Here is a 15,814-nt window from a genome sequence, read left to right on the forward strand (position 1 = left end):
CCCACTATGCAAAAAAGATCCCTGGCCATGAAGGGAGTGGTGTTTGTGCTGCTCACCTTCTTCTTTATCTCTTTGATTACGAACATATTAGGATCGTTAAACCCAGCCGTAACTGAAGCATTTGGCTTGAGTGATACCTGGCGGGTTTCTTGCCCTTTGCTTTCTTTATCGCCTATGGTGTTATGTCTATACCGGCCGGAATGCTTCTAGAGACATATGGACAGAAGCGTTTACTGGTCGCGGCATTTTTATTGACGACTCTGGGGTCTTTAATGGTGTTTCTTATTCCCCAGTTCACCGTCTTTTTGATCAGCTTATTTACAATAGGCACGGGGATGGCCGTACTCCAAGTAGTGATCAATCCCTTATTGAGGCATGCAGGAGGTGAAGAGAACTTTTCTTTTAATTCAGTGCTGGCTCAATTGGTTTTTGGCGGAGCTTCCTTCGTTGCACCCTTGGTTTACAGTTATCTCGTTAGTCGGGGAGAAGGGGGTATAGCCGAAACTGCACCAGATTGGCTCAGTTTAATCAATTCTGAAAATTTTGGATGGGTAAAGTTGTATGGAATCTTCGCTTTGCTCAGTGGGTGCATGCTCATCTATGTTGCAAGCCAGAAGCTACCCGAGCTCGAGTTAAATAAGGACGAGCAGATCGGAAGTTGGTCTTTGATTCAAGGCTTGTTAAAGAAGCGCTTGGTCTGGGCTTATTTCCTGGGAATTTTCGCCTATGTCGGGGCAGAACAGGGGATTTCGTTTTGGATGTCGAGCTTTTTGGTAGAATACCATCAAATTGATCCAGAAACCCAAGGGGCCAGTACAGTAGCCAATTTTTGGGGACTGATGACCTTGGGGGGAGTTCTCGGTTTAGTGTTGTTAAAGATCAAAGAAAGCCAATGGGTTCTCAAGGTATTTACAGCCATGACGATTTTAGCTTTGGCCATAGGGCTATACGGATCGACCACTTTAGCGCTCTGGACCTTGCCCATGGCAGGATTCTTTATGGCGGTCATGTATCCAATCATCATTTCATTGGGTCTGAATTCGATCAAAGAACACCACGGGAGCTTCGCGGGAATTCTCGTCAGTGGAATTATGGGAGGTGCTCTCATTCAGGTTCTTATCGGATTTTTGAGTGATCAATGGGGTTTGCAAGCAGGAATGAGTTTTAATTTTCTTCTTTTACTCTACATTTTAAGCATTGCTTTTTGGGCAAAACCTCTGATCAAAAACAAGCGGAAGTAGACGTTTATCGAATAAATCGGGTGTTCGTCTATGAGGACAGACTGTCTAAGGCCTTCGGTCGTATATTTTTTTAGTTTTTCTGAACTAAATAACCAACACTCCTCATACGAAAAACCAGTTCTCTAGAGAGCTGGTTTTTCTCTTTTTTGGTCACCGTCCGCCGAAACTTTTTGGTTATCCACCTTTTCTTGAGGTAGTACATCGGTTTTTTTGTGCTGTTTATCAACCGCCGTAGTACATTTACTACAAGACTCATAAGTCACCCCAAACTTAACCTACTGATGCAACCGTCTAAGAAACTCTATTGGCTGCTGCTCGTACTCACCGTACCCCTCCTGGCCCAGCAGAGTCCGCAAACCCACCTTTTGAATTTTCTTGATCCAGAGAAATTGACCATTATTCGCGCTGAGAATTACAATTGGCAAGCAGGTGATACGCTTTGTATTCCTGCGGGCACCTATGCTGGTATTCGTTTTTATGATTTACAGGGAACTGCGGAACAACCGATCTACATTCAGAACTGTGGTGGTCGGGTAGAATTGATCGAGTCTCAACACTCAGCTGTTGAATTTCAACGCTGCTCCTTTGTACGATTTACAGGAAGTGGGGAAGAGAATAGCCTCTATGGATTTGAGATCCGGGCACTAAAGCAAGGGGCTCAAGGGGTAAACATCACCAATATGAGCAGTAATATTGAGGTGGATCATATAGAAATTGCCCAGGCCGGTTTTGCTGGAATTATGGCCAAAACGGACCCCGTATGCTCCCTGCCAGAGGCCTGGAGAAGCTCGGGTTATGTTATGGAGAACATAGAACTGCACGACAATAACATTCACCACACCCTCGGTGAAGGGGTCTATGTGGGGTTTACCGGTAGTACGGTCTGGACTTCCAACCGGGCCTGTGACGGAGAAGTGATCTACGGGCACTGGCTCCGCAATGTCGCGGTGTACAACAACCTGATCAACTTTACGGGCCTGGACGCGATACAATTGAATTTAGTGCAAGAGGGCGGACTGATCTACAACAACCGTATCCACAATTTTGGCTTGAATGAATTGACTTTTCAGGATTTTGCGATGAGTTTAGGAGTAGGGAGTTACGAAGTCTTTAATAACGAGATCATCAATGATCAGTTTGATCGCGGTAAGGGGATTCAGGTGATCAGTACGACCCATGGGCTTGCGATCTACAACAACCTCTTGGTGCGTCCTCAAGGGCACGGAATATTTTTGCATATGCGCGCTCCTTTTGATAATTCGAACGGGTATTTTATTGCCCAGAACACCATCGTTGAGCCCGGAGAATCCGGAATACACTACAACAATACGATTACGGAAGGTCCGGACCATTTGATCGGACAGCAACAGGATCAAATCCCCTTGTGGCTGATCAATAACCTGGTTATTTCGCCCGGGAACCGCTTTGAATTAGGCAATACCTGGAAAGGAGAGCAAGAGAATTATTTTGATTTCAACAACCGCAGTACACGGGACGCCGTGGCTTATTTTCAACGAACTAATGTATTAACAAGACGACCTGATACCCTTCATTTACGGGATGTGTCCCGAGACGATTTCCGTTTGATGGATGGGCGTTCCCCTCTCCTGAACAGCGGTACAGACCTAAGCGATTGGGGTATTCTTTTTGATTTGGGTGATCAGGCCCGTCCTTTTGGTTCAGGCTATGATATTGGTGCCTTTGAAGGCCAGGTAATTCCAGTGAAAGAAGCCAACGAAATCGATATGCCGGTGGTCCAAACTAACAACGTATTCCGTTTTTGGCCCAACCCGGCTAAGGAACGCATCTATATTTCTGACCAGTCCATCGGACTGCAGGAACTGCGACTCATCATGCCCGATGGGCGTGTGGCTATGGAAGAAAAAGCACCTCAGGTGGACCAAGGCATACCCTTGCCTGAACTACCCAAAGGCCTCTACTTTTTGGAATTGCGGTGGACCGATGGCCGAAGCCAGGTCGCGCGGATTCTTTTGGAGGACTAAACCCGGGGTAGATCACCCTCGCCTTTTCGCGCTAAGGATGAACTTGCCATCAGGTAGGTATCGATATGGTAGGCCGCTTCCCGACCTTCTGATATGGCCCAAACGATCAAAGATTGACCCCGGCGCTGATCTCCGGCAGCAAAAACACCGGGTACATCAGTTGCATAGTCCTCTTCTGATGCCTTCAGATTACCTCTTTGGGTAAGGTCTACGCCTAATTCTTCTGCAATGGTTTTTTCTGACCCAGTGAATCCTAGAGCCAAAAGAGCGAGTTCACAAGGCCATTCCTTTTCAGTGCCGGGGACTTCAATGCACTGCAGACGGCCTTTTGGGCTCTTTTCCCATTTGACTTCCACGGTTTGTAGAGCACGTAGTCGTCCATTCTTGTCACCGATAAACTTCTTGGTCGAAATGCTAAACACCCGTTCTGCCCCTTCTTCGTGGGAGCTGCTGGTTCGCAGTCGCATGGGCCAGAATGGCCAGGGTTGGTTTTGAGGACGATCCAGTCCTGCCATGGGCATGATTTCGAAATTTGTGACTTCTTCAGCGCCTTGGCGAATGGAGGTTCCAATGCAGTCGGAACCGGTATCACCTCCTCCGATGACCACGACCCTTTTATCTGTTGCCAGGATATCGGCTTTTCGTTCCTCGTTCTTTTTGGAGTTCAATTCTCCGGATACCCGTTGATTGGATTGCGAAAGAAAATCCATGGCTTGGTGCACACCGTCTAGATGCATACCTTCAATAGAAAGACTTCGGGCGACAGAGGCTCCTCCACTGAGCAATACAGCGTCGTATTCGTTATAGAGTTCTTTGGCACTGATATCAAAACCGACATGCACCCCGGTTCTGAATTCGATTCCTTCTTTTTCAAGGACCTCCAGCCGGCGATCAATGATCTTTTTCTCGAGTTTAAAATCAGGGATACCGTAGCGCAAGAGACCTCCGGGTTTTTCGTTGCGTTCGAAGACCACTACCTCGTGACCGGCGCGGTTGAGCTGTTGGGCAGCGGCTAGACCTGCAGGACCAGAGCCAACAATAGCGATGCGTTTTCCGCTTCGGTGTTGTGGGGGTTTGGGAACGATCAGGCCTTTGGCAAAGGCCCGTTCGACGATGTTTTTTTCGATGGTCTCAATGGCCACCGGATCTTCGTTGATTCCTAAAACACAGGCTTCTTCACAAGGAGCTGGGCAGAGGCGGCCGGTAAATTCCGGGAAGTTATTGGTCGAGTGTAAAATCTGTGCTGCTACCTCCCAATTTTCCTGGTATACGGCGTCGTTAAAATCCGGTATCAAATTCCCGAGCGGGCATCCGCTATGGCAAAATGGAATACCGCAATCCATGCACCGAGCCCCCTGGTTTTGCACTTCCTTCGGACGTAATTTCTTGGTGAACTCTTTGTAGTGGGTCGTCCGTTCCTCTACCGGAAGGGAGCTTTCCGTTTTTCTCTTGTACTCTAAAAATCCAGTGGTCTTTCCCATGTTTCTTCTATTCTGTTTCCACTATTGCTCTACTGATCGCTCTTCTTCCAAGCGCTGTAGGGCTTGGCGGTATTCTTCTGGTAACACCTTGATAAAATGAGGTCGCTCGCTTTCCCAGTTTTCCAAGAGACGTTGGGCCAGAGGACTCATGGTCAGGTGGTAGTGGTTTTGCAAGAGTTCCTGTAAAGTCCTTCGGTCTTCCTCCTCCTCAACGAGGAGTAGGTTTAAATCCGGGTTCTGGCAGTTCTCGGTGAGCTGTCCTTTCGGGTCGTAGATATAAGCGATTCCGCCGCTCATTCCTGCACCGAAGTTGCGTCCAAATTCTCCAAGGATGACAGCCACGCCACCGGTCATGTATTCACAGCCGTGGTCTCCGATTCCTTCAACGACGGCACGGGCACCGGAGTTACGTACGCAAAAGCGCTCTCCTGCCTTCCCGTTGATGTAGGCTTCTCCACTGGTTGCACCGTACAAGCAGACATTCCCGGTAATGACATTTTCTTCGGGTACCAAGGTGGACTCTTCGGGTACCTTGACCACCAAGCGCGCTCCTGAAAGCCCTTTGCCTAAGTAATCGTTGGTATTCCCGTTAACAACCATCGTCAGGCCTCGGGTGGCAAAAGCCCCAAAGCTCTGCCCGGCGGACCCTTCAAAGATCAACTTGAGGGTGTTTTCGGGCAGGCCTTCGGCTCCGTAGATTTTAGAAATTTCGTTACTGATAATCGCTCCAACAGCCCGATCGGTATTCTTGATTCCAAATTCCAGGCTGGTCTTCTCTTTGCGGAAAAGTGCGGGGTGGGCTTTGGCAATGATATCGAACTCGATGGATTTATCAATCCCGTGCTCTTGTTTTTCGGTATTGCACAAGCCGACATCCGGTCCCACCTTAGGACGGTGTAAAATAGGAGAGAGATCGATTCCCTGAGCTTTCATATGGTCTATCGCTGGCTTGCGATCGAGTTTTTGCACTTGCCCAACCATTTCTTTGACGGTTCGGAAACCGAGTTTGGCCATGATTTCACGCAACTCCTGAGCGACGAAGTACATGAAGTTGACCACGTGCTCTGGCTTCCCACTGAATTTTTTGCGCAGCTGCGGGTTTTGGGTTGCGATCCCTACCGGACAGGTGTTCAAGTGACAGACCCGCATCATTACGCAGCCGGAGGCGACTAGGGGAGCCGTAGCAAAACCAAATTCCTCTGCACCCAAAAGACAAGCAATGGCGACATCGCGGCCGGTTTTTAATTGACCGTCGCATTCCACAACCACCCGGCTGCGTAGATCGTTCATCACCAGGGTTTGCTGGGCCTCGGCAACACCGAGTTCCCAAGGCAAGCCAGCGTGTTTCAATGAGGTTAGAGGAGAAGCTCCTGTTCCTCCGTCATGTCCTGAAATCAGAATGACATCCGCTTTGGCTTTAGCTACTCCTGCCGCAATGGTTCCAACCCCGATTTCCGAGACTAGTTTCACATTGATCCGGGCCTCCCGGTTCGCGGATTTGAGGTCATAGATCAACTGAGACAAATCCTCAATGGAGTAAATATCGTGGTGGGGTGGTGGGGAAATCAAGCCCACATAAGGGGTTGAGTTCCGGGTTTTGGCAATTTCTTTATTGACCTTGGGTCCAGGAAGTTGTCCGCCCTCGCCGGGTTTGGCGCCCTGTGCCATTTTAATCTGGATCTCCTGGGCGTTGCTCAGGTAGTTCGAACTGACGCCAAAGCGTCCTGAAGCCACCTGCTTGATGGCGCTGTTTTTCCAGTCTCCTCCTTGGTTGCGGTAAAAGCGCTCGGGGTTTTCGCCACCCTCTCCAGAATTGCTCTTTCCGCCGATCCGGTTCATCGCAATAGCGAGGTTTTCGTGTGCTTCCTGACTGATACTTCCATAAGACATGGCTCCGGTCTTAAATCGCTTGACAATTTCGGTCCAGGGTTCCACTTCTTCCAAGGGGATGGGATCGTAATTGGTGAACTCAAACAACCCCCTAAGCGTCATCAGTTGTTTGGATTGTTCGTTGATCAGTTTGGCGTATTCCTTGTAGGTCTGCGGCTCGTTACTGCGTACGGCTTTCTGCAATTTGGCTACACTTAGTGGATTGAACTGGTGTTTCTCGCCGCCGCGTCGCCAGCGGTATTCACCGCCAATAGGAAGTGGTACGGAGGTTAAGTTGGTATTCCCTCCAAAAGCTGACTGATGGCGGCGGCTAATTTCTTTTTCAATTTCATAGAGACCGGCTCCTTCGATGCGGGTTGGCGTGTTCGGGAAAAAGCGATCGACCACTTTGGAATTGATCCCGATGCATTCAAAGAGCTGAGAACCGCGGTAGGAGTTCAGGGTCGAAATCCCAATCTTGTTCATCACCTTGAGAACACCTTTGCCAACGGCCTTGTTGTAGTTCAAGATCGCCTCATGGGGGTCGGTATTTTCTAAACGCCCTTTTTCGGCCTCGGCCCGAATGATTTCGTTGACCAAATACGGATTGATGGCACTGGCACCAAAACCAAACAGTAAGGCGAAGTGATGGACTTCTCGTGGCTCAGCCGATTCCAGGATCAGGCTCACTTGGGAACGCTTGTTTTTTTGCGGAGCCCGGAATTGACGAAGGAACAGGCCATCAAGGCCGGAATCGCAGCCATTTCGGTGCTGACCATCCGATCCGAAAGAATAACGATGTTGGCTCCACCATTGATGGCCTGGGAGGCTTTTTCCAATAAGATGTCCAAGGCATCTTCCAGTCCATTGTAGCCTCGATTGGCTTCGTAAAGCATGGGGATAGATTCCACCTTAAAGTGGGAATCTCCTTGGTAATTCTTGATTTTATCGAGATCCTCTTTCGAGATCACCGGGTTTTGAATTTTCAATTTGCGGCAGTGGTCAGGCGCCACCTCAAAGAGGTTTTGGTCGCTTCCCAGCGTTAGACTGATATCGGTAATCAGTTCCTCACGGATACCGTCCAAGGGCGGGTTGGTTACCTGGGCAAAGAGCTGTTTGAAGTAGTTATAGAGCAGCTGGGGTTTTTCAGAAAGCACTGCAATGGGCGTGTCGGCTCCCATAGAACCAATGGGTTCTTTCGCCTGTACGGCCATTGAGTGAATAATGCGCTGCACCTCCTCTTGGCTATAACCAAAGGCACGCATCCGGGTTTCGAGCGGAAACTCTCCGTAAAAGACCGGGCATTCGTTGTAGGGGATGTCTTTGAGGTGGATCAAATTCTCTTTGAGCCATCTCTCGTAAGGATGCTGAGCGGCAATGCGTAGCTTGATCTCTTCGTCTTCGACGATACGGCCTTCTTCCATATTCACCAGGAACATCTTCCCGGGTTCCAGACGTCCGTGGAATTCGATCTCGTCGGGAGTCAAATCCACCACCCCGGTCTCGGACGACATGATTACGTAGCCGCTCTTGGTCACCGAATAGCGAGAAGGACGGAGTCCATTCCGGTCCAAAACAGCACCGATGTATTGTCCGTCCGTAAAGGGAATAGAGGCCGGTCCGTCCCAGGGCTCCATCACGCAAGAATTGTACTCGTAGAAGGCCCGTTTATCGGAATGCATATAAGGATTCTTCTCCCAGGCTTCCGGAACGAGCATCATCATGACTTCCGGCAGGGAACGTCCGGTCATGAGCAAGAGCTCAACGACCATGTCCATACTGGCTGAATCTGATTTGCCCGGGATAACGGTGGGGAGAATCTTTTTGATTTCGTCTCCGAAGGCATCCGATTCCAAGAGCTCTTCTCTGGAAAGCATACGGGCCAAATTGCCTCGGAGGGTATTGATTTCGCCGTTGTGGCACATATAGCGGAAAGGCTGGGCCAAATCCCAGGTAGGGAAGGTATTGGTTGAAAATCGCTGGTGTACCAGGGCCAAACGCGTAACCACGCGGGGATCCAATAAATCGGTATAGTAGCTGCTGATGTCTTGGGGCATCAAGAGACCTTTAAAGATCAGGATGCGTCGCGAAAGACTCGGCAAGTAAAAGAAATCACTCTGCGAAAGCCCCGATCCACCAATTTGGTGTTCGGCCTTTTTTCGAGCAATAAAAAGTGCTCGTTCAAAGGCAAAGCCCGAGCTTTTATTCTGTCCGATGAAAATCTGCTCTACCTGGGGCTCTGTTTCGGCCGCGATACGACCCACCACCGCCTTATTTACGGGAACCTTACGCCAACCCAAGACGGTAAGCCCTTGCTCCTGCATATGGCTTTTGAGTACCTCTTTACAGAAGTCTTTCTGGTTTTCTTTTTGGGGAAGAAAAACATTGCTGACCGCGTATTCTCCTGATTTTGGTAAGTCAAAATCACAAACCTGATTAAAATAGGCATGAGGGATATCGATCAAAATACCGGCTCCATCCCCGGTCTTTCCGTCTGAACTCACCGCGCCGCGGTGTTCCAGTTTGACCAAAATCTCGAGGGCTTTGTGAATGATGTCATTCGAGGCCTTCCCTTTTAAATTGCAAATGAATCCCGCACCACAGTTTTCGTGCTCGAACAGGGGGTCATACAAGCCTTCTTTGCTCCACTTCATAATCAGAAAAATTCAAAGGAAGCATGAAAACTAGGGCTCCTTTTCAGAAAATCAAACGAAGCGTTGAATTATTCTCAGGTTGAGAATTCAGGCGTTGAAAAAATAGCAAATAGGTAAAAACACCGCCCTGCATTTATCAAATCAAAAAAGCAGAAAATGAAATTGAAAGCCGTTCAACAGAATTACGTGGACTTAGTCGCGAAGGATGCTGCGAGAGATCACGATTTTCTGGATTTCAGAAGTTCCCTCGTAGATCTGGGTGATTTTCGCATCACGCATCATACGCTCAACATGGTACTCCTTCACGAACCCATTACCTCCGTGAATTTGAACAGCCTCCACAGCGGTCTCCATGGCAACCTCAGAAGCGTATAACTTCGCCATGGCGCCAGAAAGGTCGTAGTTGTCTCCGTTGTCTTTGTCAATCGCTGATTGGTAGACAAGCATACGAGCGGCCTGGATCTTGGTGTGCATATCGGCCAGCTTAAAAGCAATGGCCTGGTGGTTCGAAATCTCTGTGCCAAACGCTTTGCGCTCCTTGGAGTATTTTAGGGCGAGTTCGTAGGCGCCAGCAGCGATACCTAGGGCTTGGGCTGCAATGCCAATACGTCCTCCAGCCAAGGTCTTCATGGCGAATTTGAATCCAAATCCATCTTCCCCGATGCGGTTTTCTTTCGGTACTTTAACATCGTTAAAAATCAAGGAGTGGGTATCGCTACCGCGAATCCCCAGCTTATTTTCTTTTGGGCCAAGCTCGAAGCCGTCCATGCCTTTTTCGACAATTAGCGCGTTGATCCCCTTGTGGCCTTTTTCGATATCGGTTTGGGCAATGACCAAATACACCTCGGCAGTTCCTCCGTTAGTGATCCAGTTCTTGGTCCCATTGAGAACGTAGTGATCGCCTTTATCAATCGCTGTAGTCTTCTGTGAAGTAGCGTCTGAACCAGCTTCTGGTTCAGATAAGCAGAAGGCACCAATACCTTCCCCGCTGGTCAAGCGAGGCAGGTACTTTTGTTTTTGCTCTTCCGTTCCGAAGGTTTCGAGTCCCCAGCAAACCAAAGAGTTGTTTACTGAAACAATTACAGAAGAAGAGGCGTCCACCTTCGAAAGTTCTTCCATAACCAATACATAAGAAAGGGTGTCCATACCACTTCCACCGTACTGAGGATCAACCATCATTCCCATGAATCCAAGTTCCCCCATCTTCTTTACCTGTTCAGTCGGAAACTCTTGTCTTTCATCTCTTTCAATAACGCCAGGCAGCAATTCAGTTTGTGCAAAATCGCGGGCCGCGCTTTGAATCATCAGGTGTTCTTCGGAAAGGGAAAAATTCATGATATCGCAATTGTTTTTTGAATTCGCTGCAAAGATACTCGTTCGAGATCGTTTAAGCTCGAAAAAGATGTCTCATTCGTAATAATAGAAGCAAAACCCACGCAATTGTTTTAAGTATTTTTAAGGGTTCCCTATATTTAGGGTTCAGATTGTTTTTAGAACCATCACCCCCAATCAAAGAATTAACGTACTCGCTTAATGGAAACCATCCTGATTATCATTTTTCTGCTGGGTTATTTGCAGATCACACTAGAGCACAACCTCAAAATTGATAAACTGATCCCGGCCTTAGGAATGATGGCCTTGTTGTGGGCTATGATTGCCTTGAACCATTTACCTGTTTTTGAGGTAAATGCGGAGCTTCGAGAACTCGAGCCAACCCACATGGACGAAATTCTCTTACACCACCTCGGAAAGACGGCCGAGATCTTGGTCTTCCTCCTCGGGGCAATGACGATTGTCGAAATCATTGACTACTTCGATGGATTTGCTACGATAAAAGGATTTATTCGGACACGTAGCAAACGTAAATTACTCTGGATCTTCTCTATTTTAGCCTTTATTCTATCGGCCATAATCGATAACCTGACGGCTACCATTGTCCTGATCACCATCTTGCAAAAAGTGATTCGCGATCGCGAAACTCGCTTGTGGTTTGCCGGATTGATCATTATCAACGCCAATGCTGGTGGGGCCTGGTCTCCAATTGGGGACGTAACTACCACAATGTTGTGGATTGCCGATAAGGTACACGCCGATTCCTTGGTGTTGCGCGTTTTGTTACCTTCTCTGGTTTGTATGATCGTACCCACCATTATTGCGAGTACTTTTAAGGTATTCAAAGGGACCATTGACTCCGATGAGGATACGGGCGGTTCCAAATCCAAATTTGGACCAACTATGCTGTACCTCGGTTTGGGGTCCATTGTTTTTGTACCCTTCTTTAAAACCGTAACCCACCTGCCTCCTTATGTAGGGATGATGTTCTCTTTGGCGATTGTTGCGGCTTTTGCTGAGATCTTTTCGAACTCTAAAATTTCGATCTCGTCCATGGACGAAGAGAGTGATGCCGGAGCTCACCACAGTCCAGTGCACAAGGCATTGACTAAAATTGAATTACCCAGTATTCTTTTCTTCTTGGGGATTTTGATGGCGGTAGCCGCCCTGGAATCTTTGGGGTACTTATTCAAGTACGCCGAGGCTATGAATGAAGCGATTCCACAGACCGATATCGTGGTCATGCTGCTGGGTATTGGATCCGCGGTGATCGATAATGTTCCTTTGGTTGCGGCCAGTATGGGCATGTTCTCGGAAGGAGCAGATGATCCACTATGGCACTTTATCGCTTACTCTGCCGGAACGGGTGGAAGTATGTTGATCATCGGATCTGCGGCCGGAGTTGTGGCTATGGGGATGGAAAAAATTGACTTTTTCTGGTACCTCAAAAAGATCGCCTGGTTGGCCTTTGTCGGCTTTGCTGCGGGAGCTATCGTATTTATTTTGATGCGGGATTTCTTGTTCTAAGGTCCAGAATCTGGGGTCCTTTGCGAAGGACGAAGATCTTTCCTTTTTACTTTTGCGTATATCTCTTGAAGAGTAAGGGCGAGTGTCCTATACTTTTGAGACAGATTATGCGTTAAACAAGTAAATCGAGAAACACCCTATGATCTTGACACAAGAGCTACAGGCAGAAACGGCTGCGGCCACTGCAGAAGAGCAATCCATTTCAGTTATTGACCTTATCGCTTCGGGAGGAACCGGAAGTGTCGTTATTATCGGCATTCTGTTTGTTCTCCTATTCGTCGCATTGTACATCTACTTTGAGCGCATTTTTGCCATCAAAGCGGCTTCCAAGATTGACGACAACTTCATGAATCAAATCCGGGACCACATTGTCAACGGGAAGATTGAAGCGGCACGCCTGTTGTGTGCCCAGACCAATTCTCCGGTTGCCCGCTTGATTGAAAAAGGGGTTGCACGCATCGGAAAGCCTCTGGATGACATCAACAAGGCCATCGAAAATGCCGGTACACTGGAAGTGTACAAGCTCGAAAAGAACGTCAATGTTTTAGCCACTGTGGCAGGATCAGCTCCCATGATTGGGTTCTTGGGAACCGTGATTGGTATGATTTTGGCATTCCACCAACTGGCCACCGCGGGTGGACAAGCCGAGATGGGCGCTTTAGCTCCGGTATCTACACCGCGATGACCACGACCGTAGCCGGTTTGATTGTGGGGATTATCGCCTATATCGGATACAATCACCTGGTGAACCGCACGGAAAAGGTTGTCCACCAAATGGAAGCCAATGCCGTGGACTTCTTGGATCTCTTGAACGAACCTATTTAAGCGACTCCCATGAAGTTTAAAGGAAGAAATAAGATCAGTCCGGAGTTCAGCATGTCGTCTATGACCGACGTGGTGTTCCTCTTGTTGATCTTCTTTATGTTGACCTCGAATGCGCCCAACGCACTCGACTTGTTGTTGCCCAAAGCCAAGGGGAAATCGACCAGCAGCCAAAATGTGTCTGTGACCATCGATAAGAACCTGAACTACTTTGTCAACAACCAGCAGATCAACGGAGAGTACATTGAAATTGAATTAAAGAAAGCCCTGAAGGATCAAGAGAACCCTACCATTATTCTGCGTGCAGAAGAAAGCGTAGCGATCCGGGAAGCGGTAAAGGTCATGGATGTGGCCAACCGTAACCAATTTAAAGTGATTCTTGCTGTGCGACCCAAGTAATGTCGTTTTTAGACACGAGACACAAACGAAAATCTGTTGCCCTCACGGTAAGCCTCCTTGCCGCTTTGGTTCTTTTGCTGTTCTACATTGGACTCAGCTACACAGAAGAACCGCTTGAAAGAGGGATCGCAATTAATTTTGGAGTGGCCAGTGAAGGCCAAGGTTTGCAAGCGCAAAACCCGCGCAGGGCCCAGTCGCCCCAGGTGCAGGATGTTGCCGCACCAGCCCCTCAACAACAAGAGTCATCTAAGCCAACGGCCACGGAAGTGGAAGAAGTCCTCACCCAGACTGATAGTGAACTCGTCATTAAGGAAGCCATGGAAAAGCCTACCCCAGCTGGGGAGCAGAACAAGGCGGAAGAGACTGTTCAGGAAGAGGCCGTTCCTGAGCCTCCAAAGCCCAGTGAGCAGACCCAAAGTGTATTGTCTAAATTCATAAAGGGTTCTAAGACTCCAGGGAAAGAAGCTTCAGGAGAAGGGGTGAGCCAAGGGTCCGAGGACCAAGGGTCTCCGGACGGAAACCCCTACGCCAGTACCTACTACGGGCCTTCCACCACGGGATCGGGGACCAGCGGATACGGACTTAGCGGCCGTTCTCTGCGCAGCCGTCAAGCCGTAGAACAAGACTGCAACCAGGCTGGTCGGGTCGTGGTGAAGATTACCGTAGACCGCAGTGGAAAGGTCATCGCAGCCGAACCAGGCGTACAAGGAACGACCAATCTGGCCACCTGCCTGATGGAACCGGCCAAGAAAACAGCCTTTAGCTACCAGTGGAATGCCGACCCCAAAGCCCCTGCCAAGCAAGTGGGATTTGTGGTGGTGAATTTTAGATTGGGCCAGTAATCCGTATCTTCATAATACCCAGCCACTTTTTTAGGCCTTGCATGAATACCTATCGTGAAACTTTGGATTGGATGTTTGCCCGTCTGCCCATGTACCAACAAAAAGGTGCAGACGCCTTGCAGTACAAGTTGAGTACCATCCGTCAATTCGCCGCCCATCTGGGCGACCCACACAAGCAGTTTAAGAGCATACACGTCGCGGGAACCAATGGAAAGGGTTCCAGTTCCCATATGTTGGCTTCTGTCTTGCAGGAAGCTGGATACACTGTCGGGCTGTATACCTCCCCTCACCTTAAGGATTTTTCGGAACGCATCCGCATCAACGGGGCACCTGTCTCGGAAGAATACGTTGTTGATTTTGTCAAAGGGAATAAGGATTATTTGGACGAGCATCCGCTTTCTTTTTTCGAGATGACTGTGGGCATGGCTTTCGCCTATTTCGCCGAGCAGCAAGTCGATATAGCTATCATCGAGGTCGGACTTGGTGGGCGATTGGATTCCACCAATATTATTGAGCCGGAAATCTGCCTCATCACCAATATCGGATACGACCATCAAGCCATTCTGGGCAATACGCTGCCGCAGATTGGACTCGAAAAGGCGGGCATCATCAAGCCCCAAACCCCTGTGGTCATTAGCGAGCAGCAGCGCGAGGTTGAAGGCGTCTTCCGGATCATCGCAGCCCGTCAACAAGCCCCCATCACCTTTGCTGACGAGGCACGGGCAAAACAGTACAAAACCGACCTACAAGGAAAGTACCAGAAGAAGAACATCCCTGGGGTAGTCGAAACCCTCCGACAGCTCGAGGGCTTCACCATACCAGAGGACTGCCTGATCCAAGGCCTACAGAAAGTGGTCAAGAACACCGGCCTTATGGGGCGTTGGCAGATTCTGCAAGAGGAGCCCAAGGTCATTTGCGACACCGGCCACAATATTGAGGGAATTCAGTACCTGATGAAACAACTCAAGAAGCAGCCCTTTGACAAACTCTATATCGTTTGGGGTATGGTTCGCGACAAGTCCCTGGAAGACATTTTACCTCTCTTGCCGAAAAAGGCGAGCTACTTCTTCGTACAACCCGAAATCCCGCGTGCCCTTTCCGCCAAAGCCTTGGGCAACGCAGCTGAAAAGGCCGGTCTCCAAGGAAAGGTCTTCCCCAAAGTCATCGAAGGATACACCGCAGCATTGGAGGCCGCAGGCCCCAAAGACCTTGTTTTTGTGGGGGGCAGCACCTTCGTGGTGGCCGAAGTTTTATAGTCTTTTCGAAAAAGTTCACTTTCTCTTTTGGCAAGCCGAAAAACCTACTATATTTGCACTCCTTATTTAGGATAAGGGCTCTTAGCTCAGTTGGTTCAGAGCACCTGCCTTACAAGCAGGGGGTCGCTGGTTCGAATCCAGCAGGGCCCACATCAAGCAGAAAATCCGTGTCGAAAGGCACGGATTTTCGTTTAGGAGATCGCCAAGCTCGCTTGTGCGATCAGATAAACGAAAAAAACCAAAAGCGCGCTTGCGCCTTGATTTTCTATTTGCAGAAGTGGTTTTCCAGTCTGGCTGCGACGAGCGAAGAGAGGAGAATCCAGTAGAGCTTGCTCTCAAGCTCGGAAGGAACGAAAACAATCGAACGCCCCAGCGTTCGGATTTTCTA

At 48.9% G+C, this 15,814-nt stretch carries 8 protein-coding genes, 1 tRNA gene and 2 pseudogenes; 8 read left to right on the forward strand and 3 right to left on the reverse strand.

Going from position 1 to position 15,814, the window contains the following annotated elements; translation table 11 throughout:
* Positions 1-200: 200 nt before the first annotated feature.
* A complete protein-coding gene (locus BST99_RS00005) occupies positions 201-1,241 on the forward strand; it encodes an MFS transporter (RefSeq protein WP_245916139.1) in 1,041 nt (346 codons plus the stop codon).
* 281 nt (positions 1,242-1,522) lie between these two features.
* Entirely contained in the window at positions 1,523-3,244 is a 1,722-nt protein-coding gene (locus BST99_RS00010; RefSeq protein ID WP_104999972.1) for a right-handed parallel beta-helix repeat-containing protein, read from the forward strand.
* On the opposite strand, the gene BST99_RS00015 is transcribed toward BST99_RS00010, so the two are convergent.
* The 3 genes and pseudogenes from BST99_RS00015 to BST99_RS00025 all read right to left on the reverse strand — a co-directional run bounded on the left by BST99_RS00015 (position 3,241) and on the right by BST99_RS00025 (position 10,583).
* The gene (locus BST99_RS00015) at positions 3,241-4,725 is read right to left on the reverse strand and encodes a glutamate synthase subunit beta (protein ID WP_104999973.1); all 1,485 of its coding nucleotides are present in this window, start codon (positions 4,723-4,725) and stop codon (positions 3,241-3,243) included. The two genes, BST99_RS00010 and BST99_RS00015, sit on opposite strands and share 4 nt — an antisense overlap.
* Before the next feature lie 21 nt (positions 4,726-4,746).
* Positions 4,747-9,248 (reverse strand): annotated as a pseudogene (gene gltB, locus BST99_RS00020) (glutamate synthase large subunit).
* Positions 9,249-9,440: 192 nt separating this feature from the next.
* A complete protein-coding gene (locus tag BST99_RS00025) occupies positions 9,441-10,583 on the reverse strand; it encodes an acyl-CoA dehydrogenase (RefSeq protein WP_104999974.1) in 1,143 nt (380 codons plus the stop codon).
* Positions 10,584-10,781: 198 nt separating this feature from the next.
* On the opposite strand from BST99_RS00025, the gene nhaD reads away from it, so the two are divergent.
* The 6 genes and pseudogenes from nhaD (at position 10,782) to BST99_RS00055 (ending at position 15,576) form a co-directional block, all read left to right on the forward strand.
* Positions 10,782-12,107: a sodium:proton antiporter NhaD gene (gene nhaD, locus BST99_RS00030; protein ID WP_104999975.1), complete on the forward strand. Its 1,326-nt coding sequence runs from the start codon at positions 10,782-10,784 to the stop codon at positions 12,105-12,107.
* Positions 12,108-12,246: 139 nt separating this feature from the next.
* Positions 12,247-12,932 (forward strand): annotated as a pseudogene (locus BST99_RS00035) (MotA/TolQ/ExbB proton channel family protein).
* Between the two features lie 9 nt (positions 12,933-12,941).
* Positions 12,942-13,328, forward strand: a complete 387-nt coding sequence (locus tag BST99_RS00040) for an ExbD/TolR family protein (RefSeq protein ID WP_104999976.1) — start codon at positions 12,942-12,944, stop codon at positions 13,326-13,328.
* A complete protein-coding gene (locus BST99_RS00045) occupies positions 13,328-14,170 on the forward strand; it encodes an energy transducer TonB (protein WP_104999977.1) in 843 nt (280 codons plus the stop codon). The genes BST99_RS00040 and BST99_RS00045 overlap by 1 nt, the downstream gene beginning before the upstream one ends.
* 41 nt (positions 14,171-14,211) lie before the next feature.
* A complete protein-coding gene (locus BST99_RS00050) occupies positions 14,212-15,426 on the forward strand; it encodes a bifunctional folylpolyglutamate synthase/dihydrofolate synthase (RefSeq protein ID WP_104999978.1) in 1,215 nt (404 codons plus the stop codon).
* A 75-nt stretch (positions 15,427-15,501) separates the two neighbouring features.
* A tRNA-Val gene (locus BST99_RS00055) sits at positions 15,502-15,576 on the forward strand.
* The last annotated feature ends 238 nt before the right edge of the window (positions 15,577-15,814 follow it).

This window comes from Aureicoccus marinus (genome assembly GCF_002954325.1).
GTDB classification, from domain to species: domain Bacteria; phylum Bacteroidota; class Bacteroidia; order Flavobacteriales; family Flavobacteriaceae; genus Aureicoccus; species Aureicoccus marinus.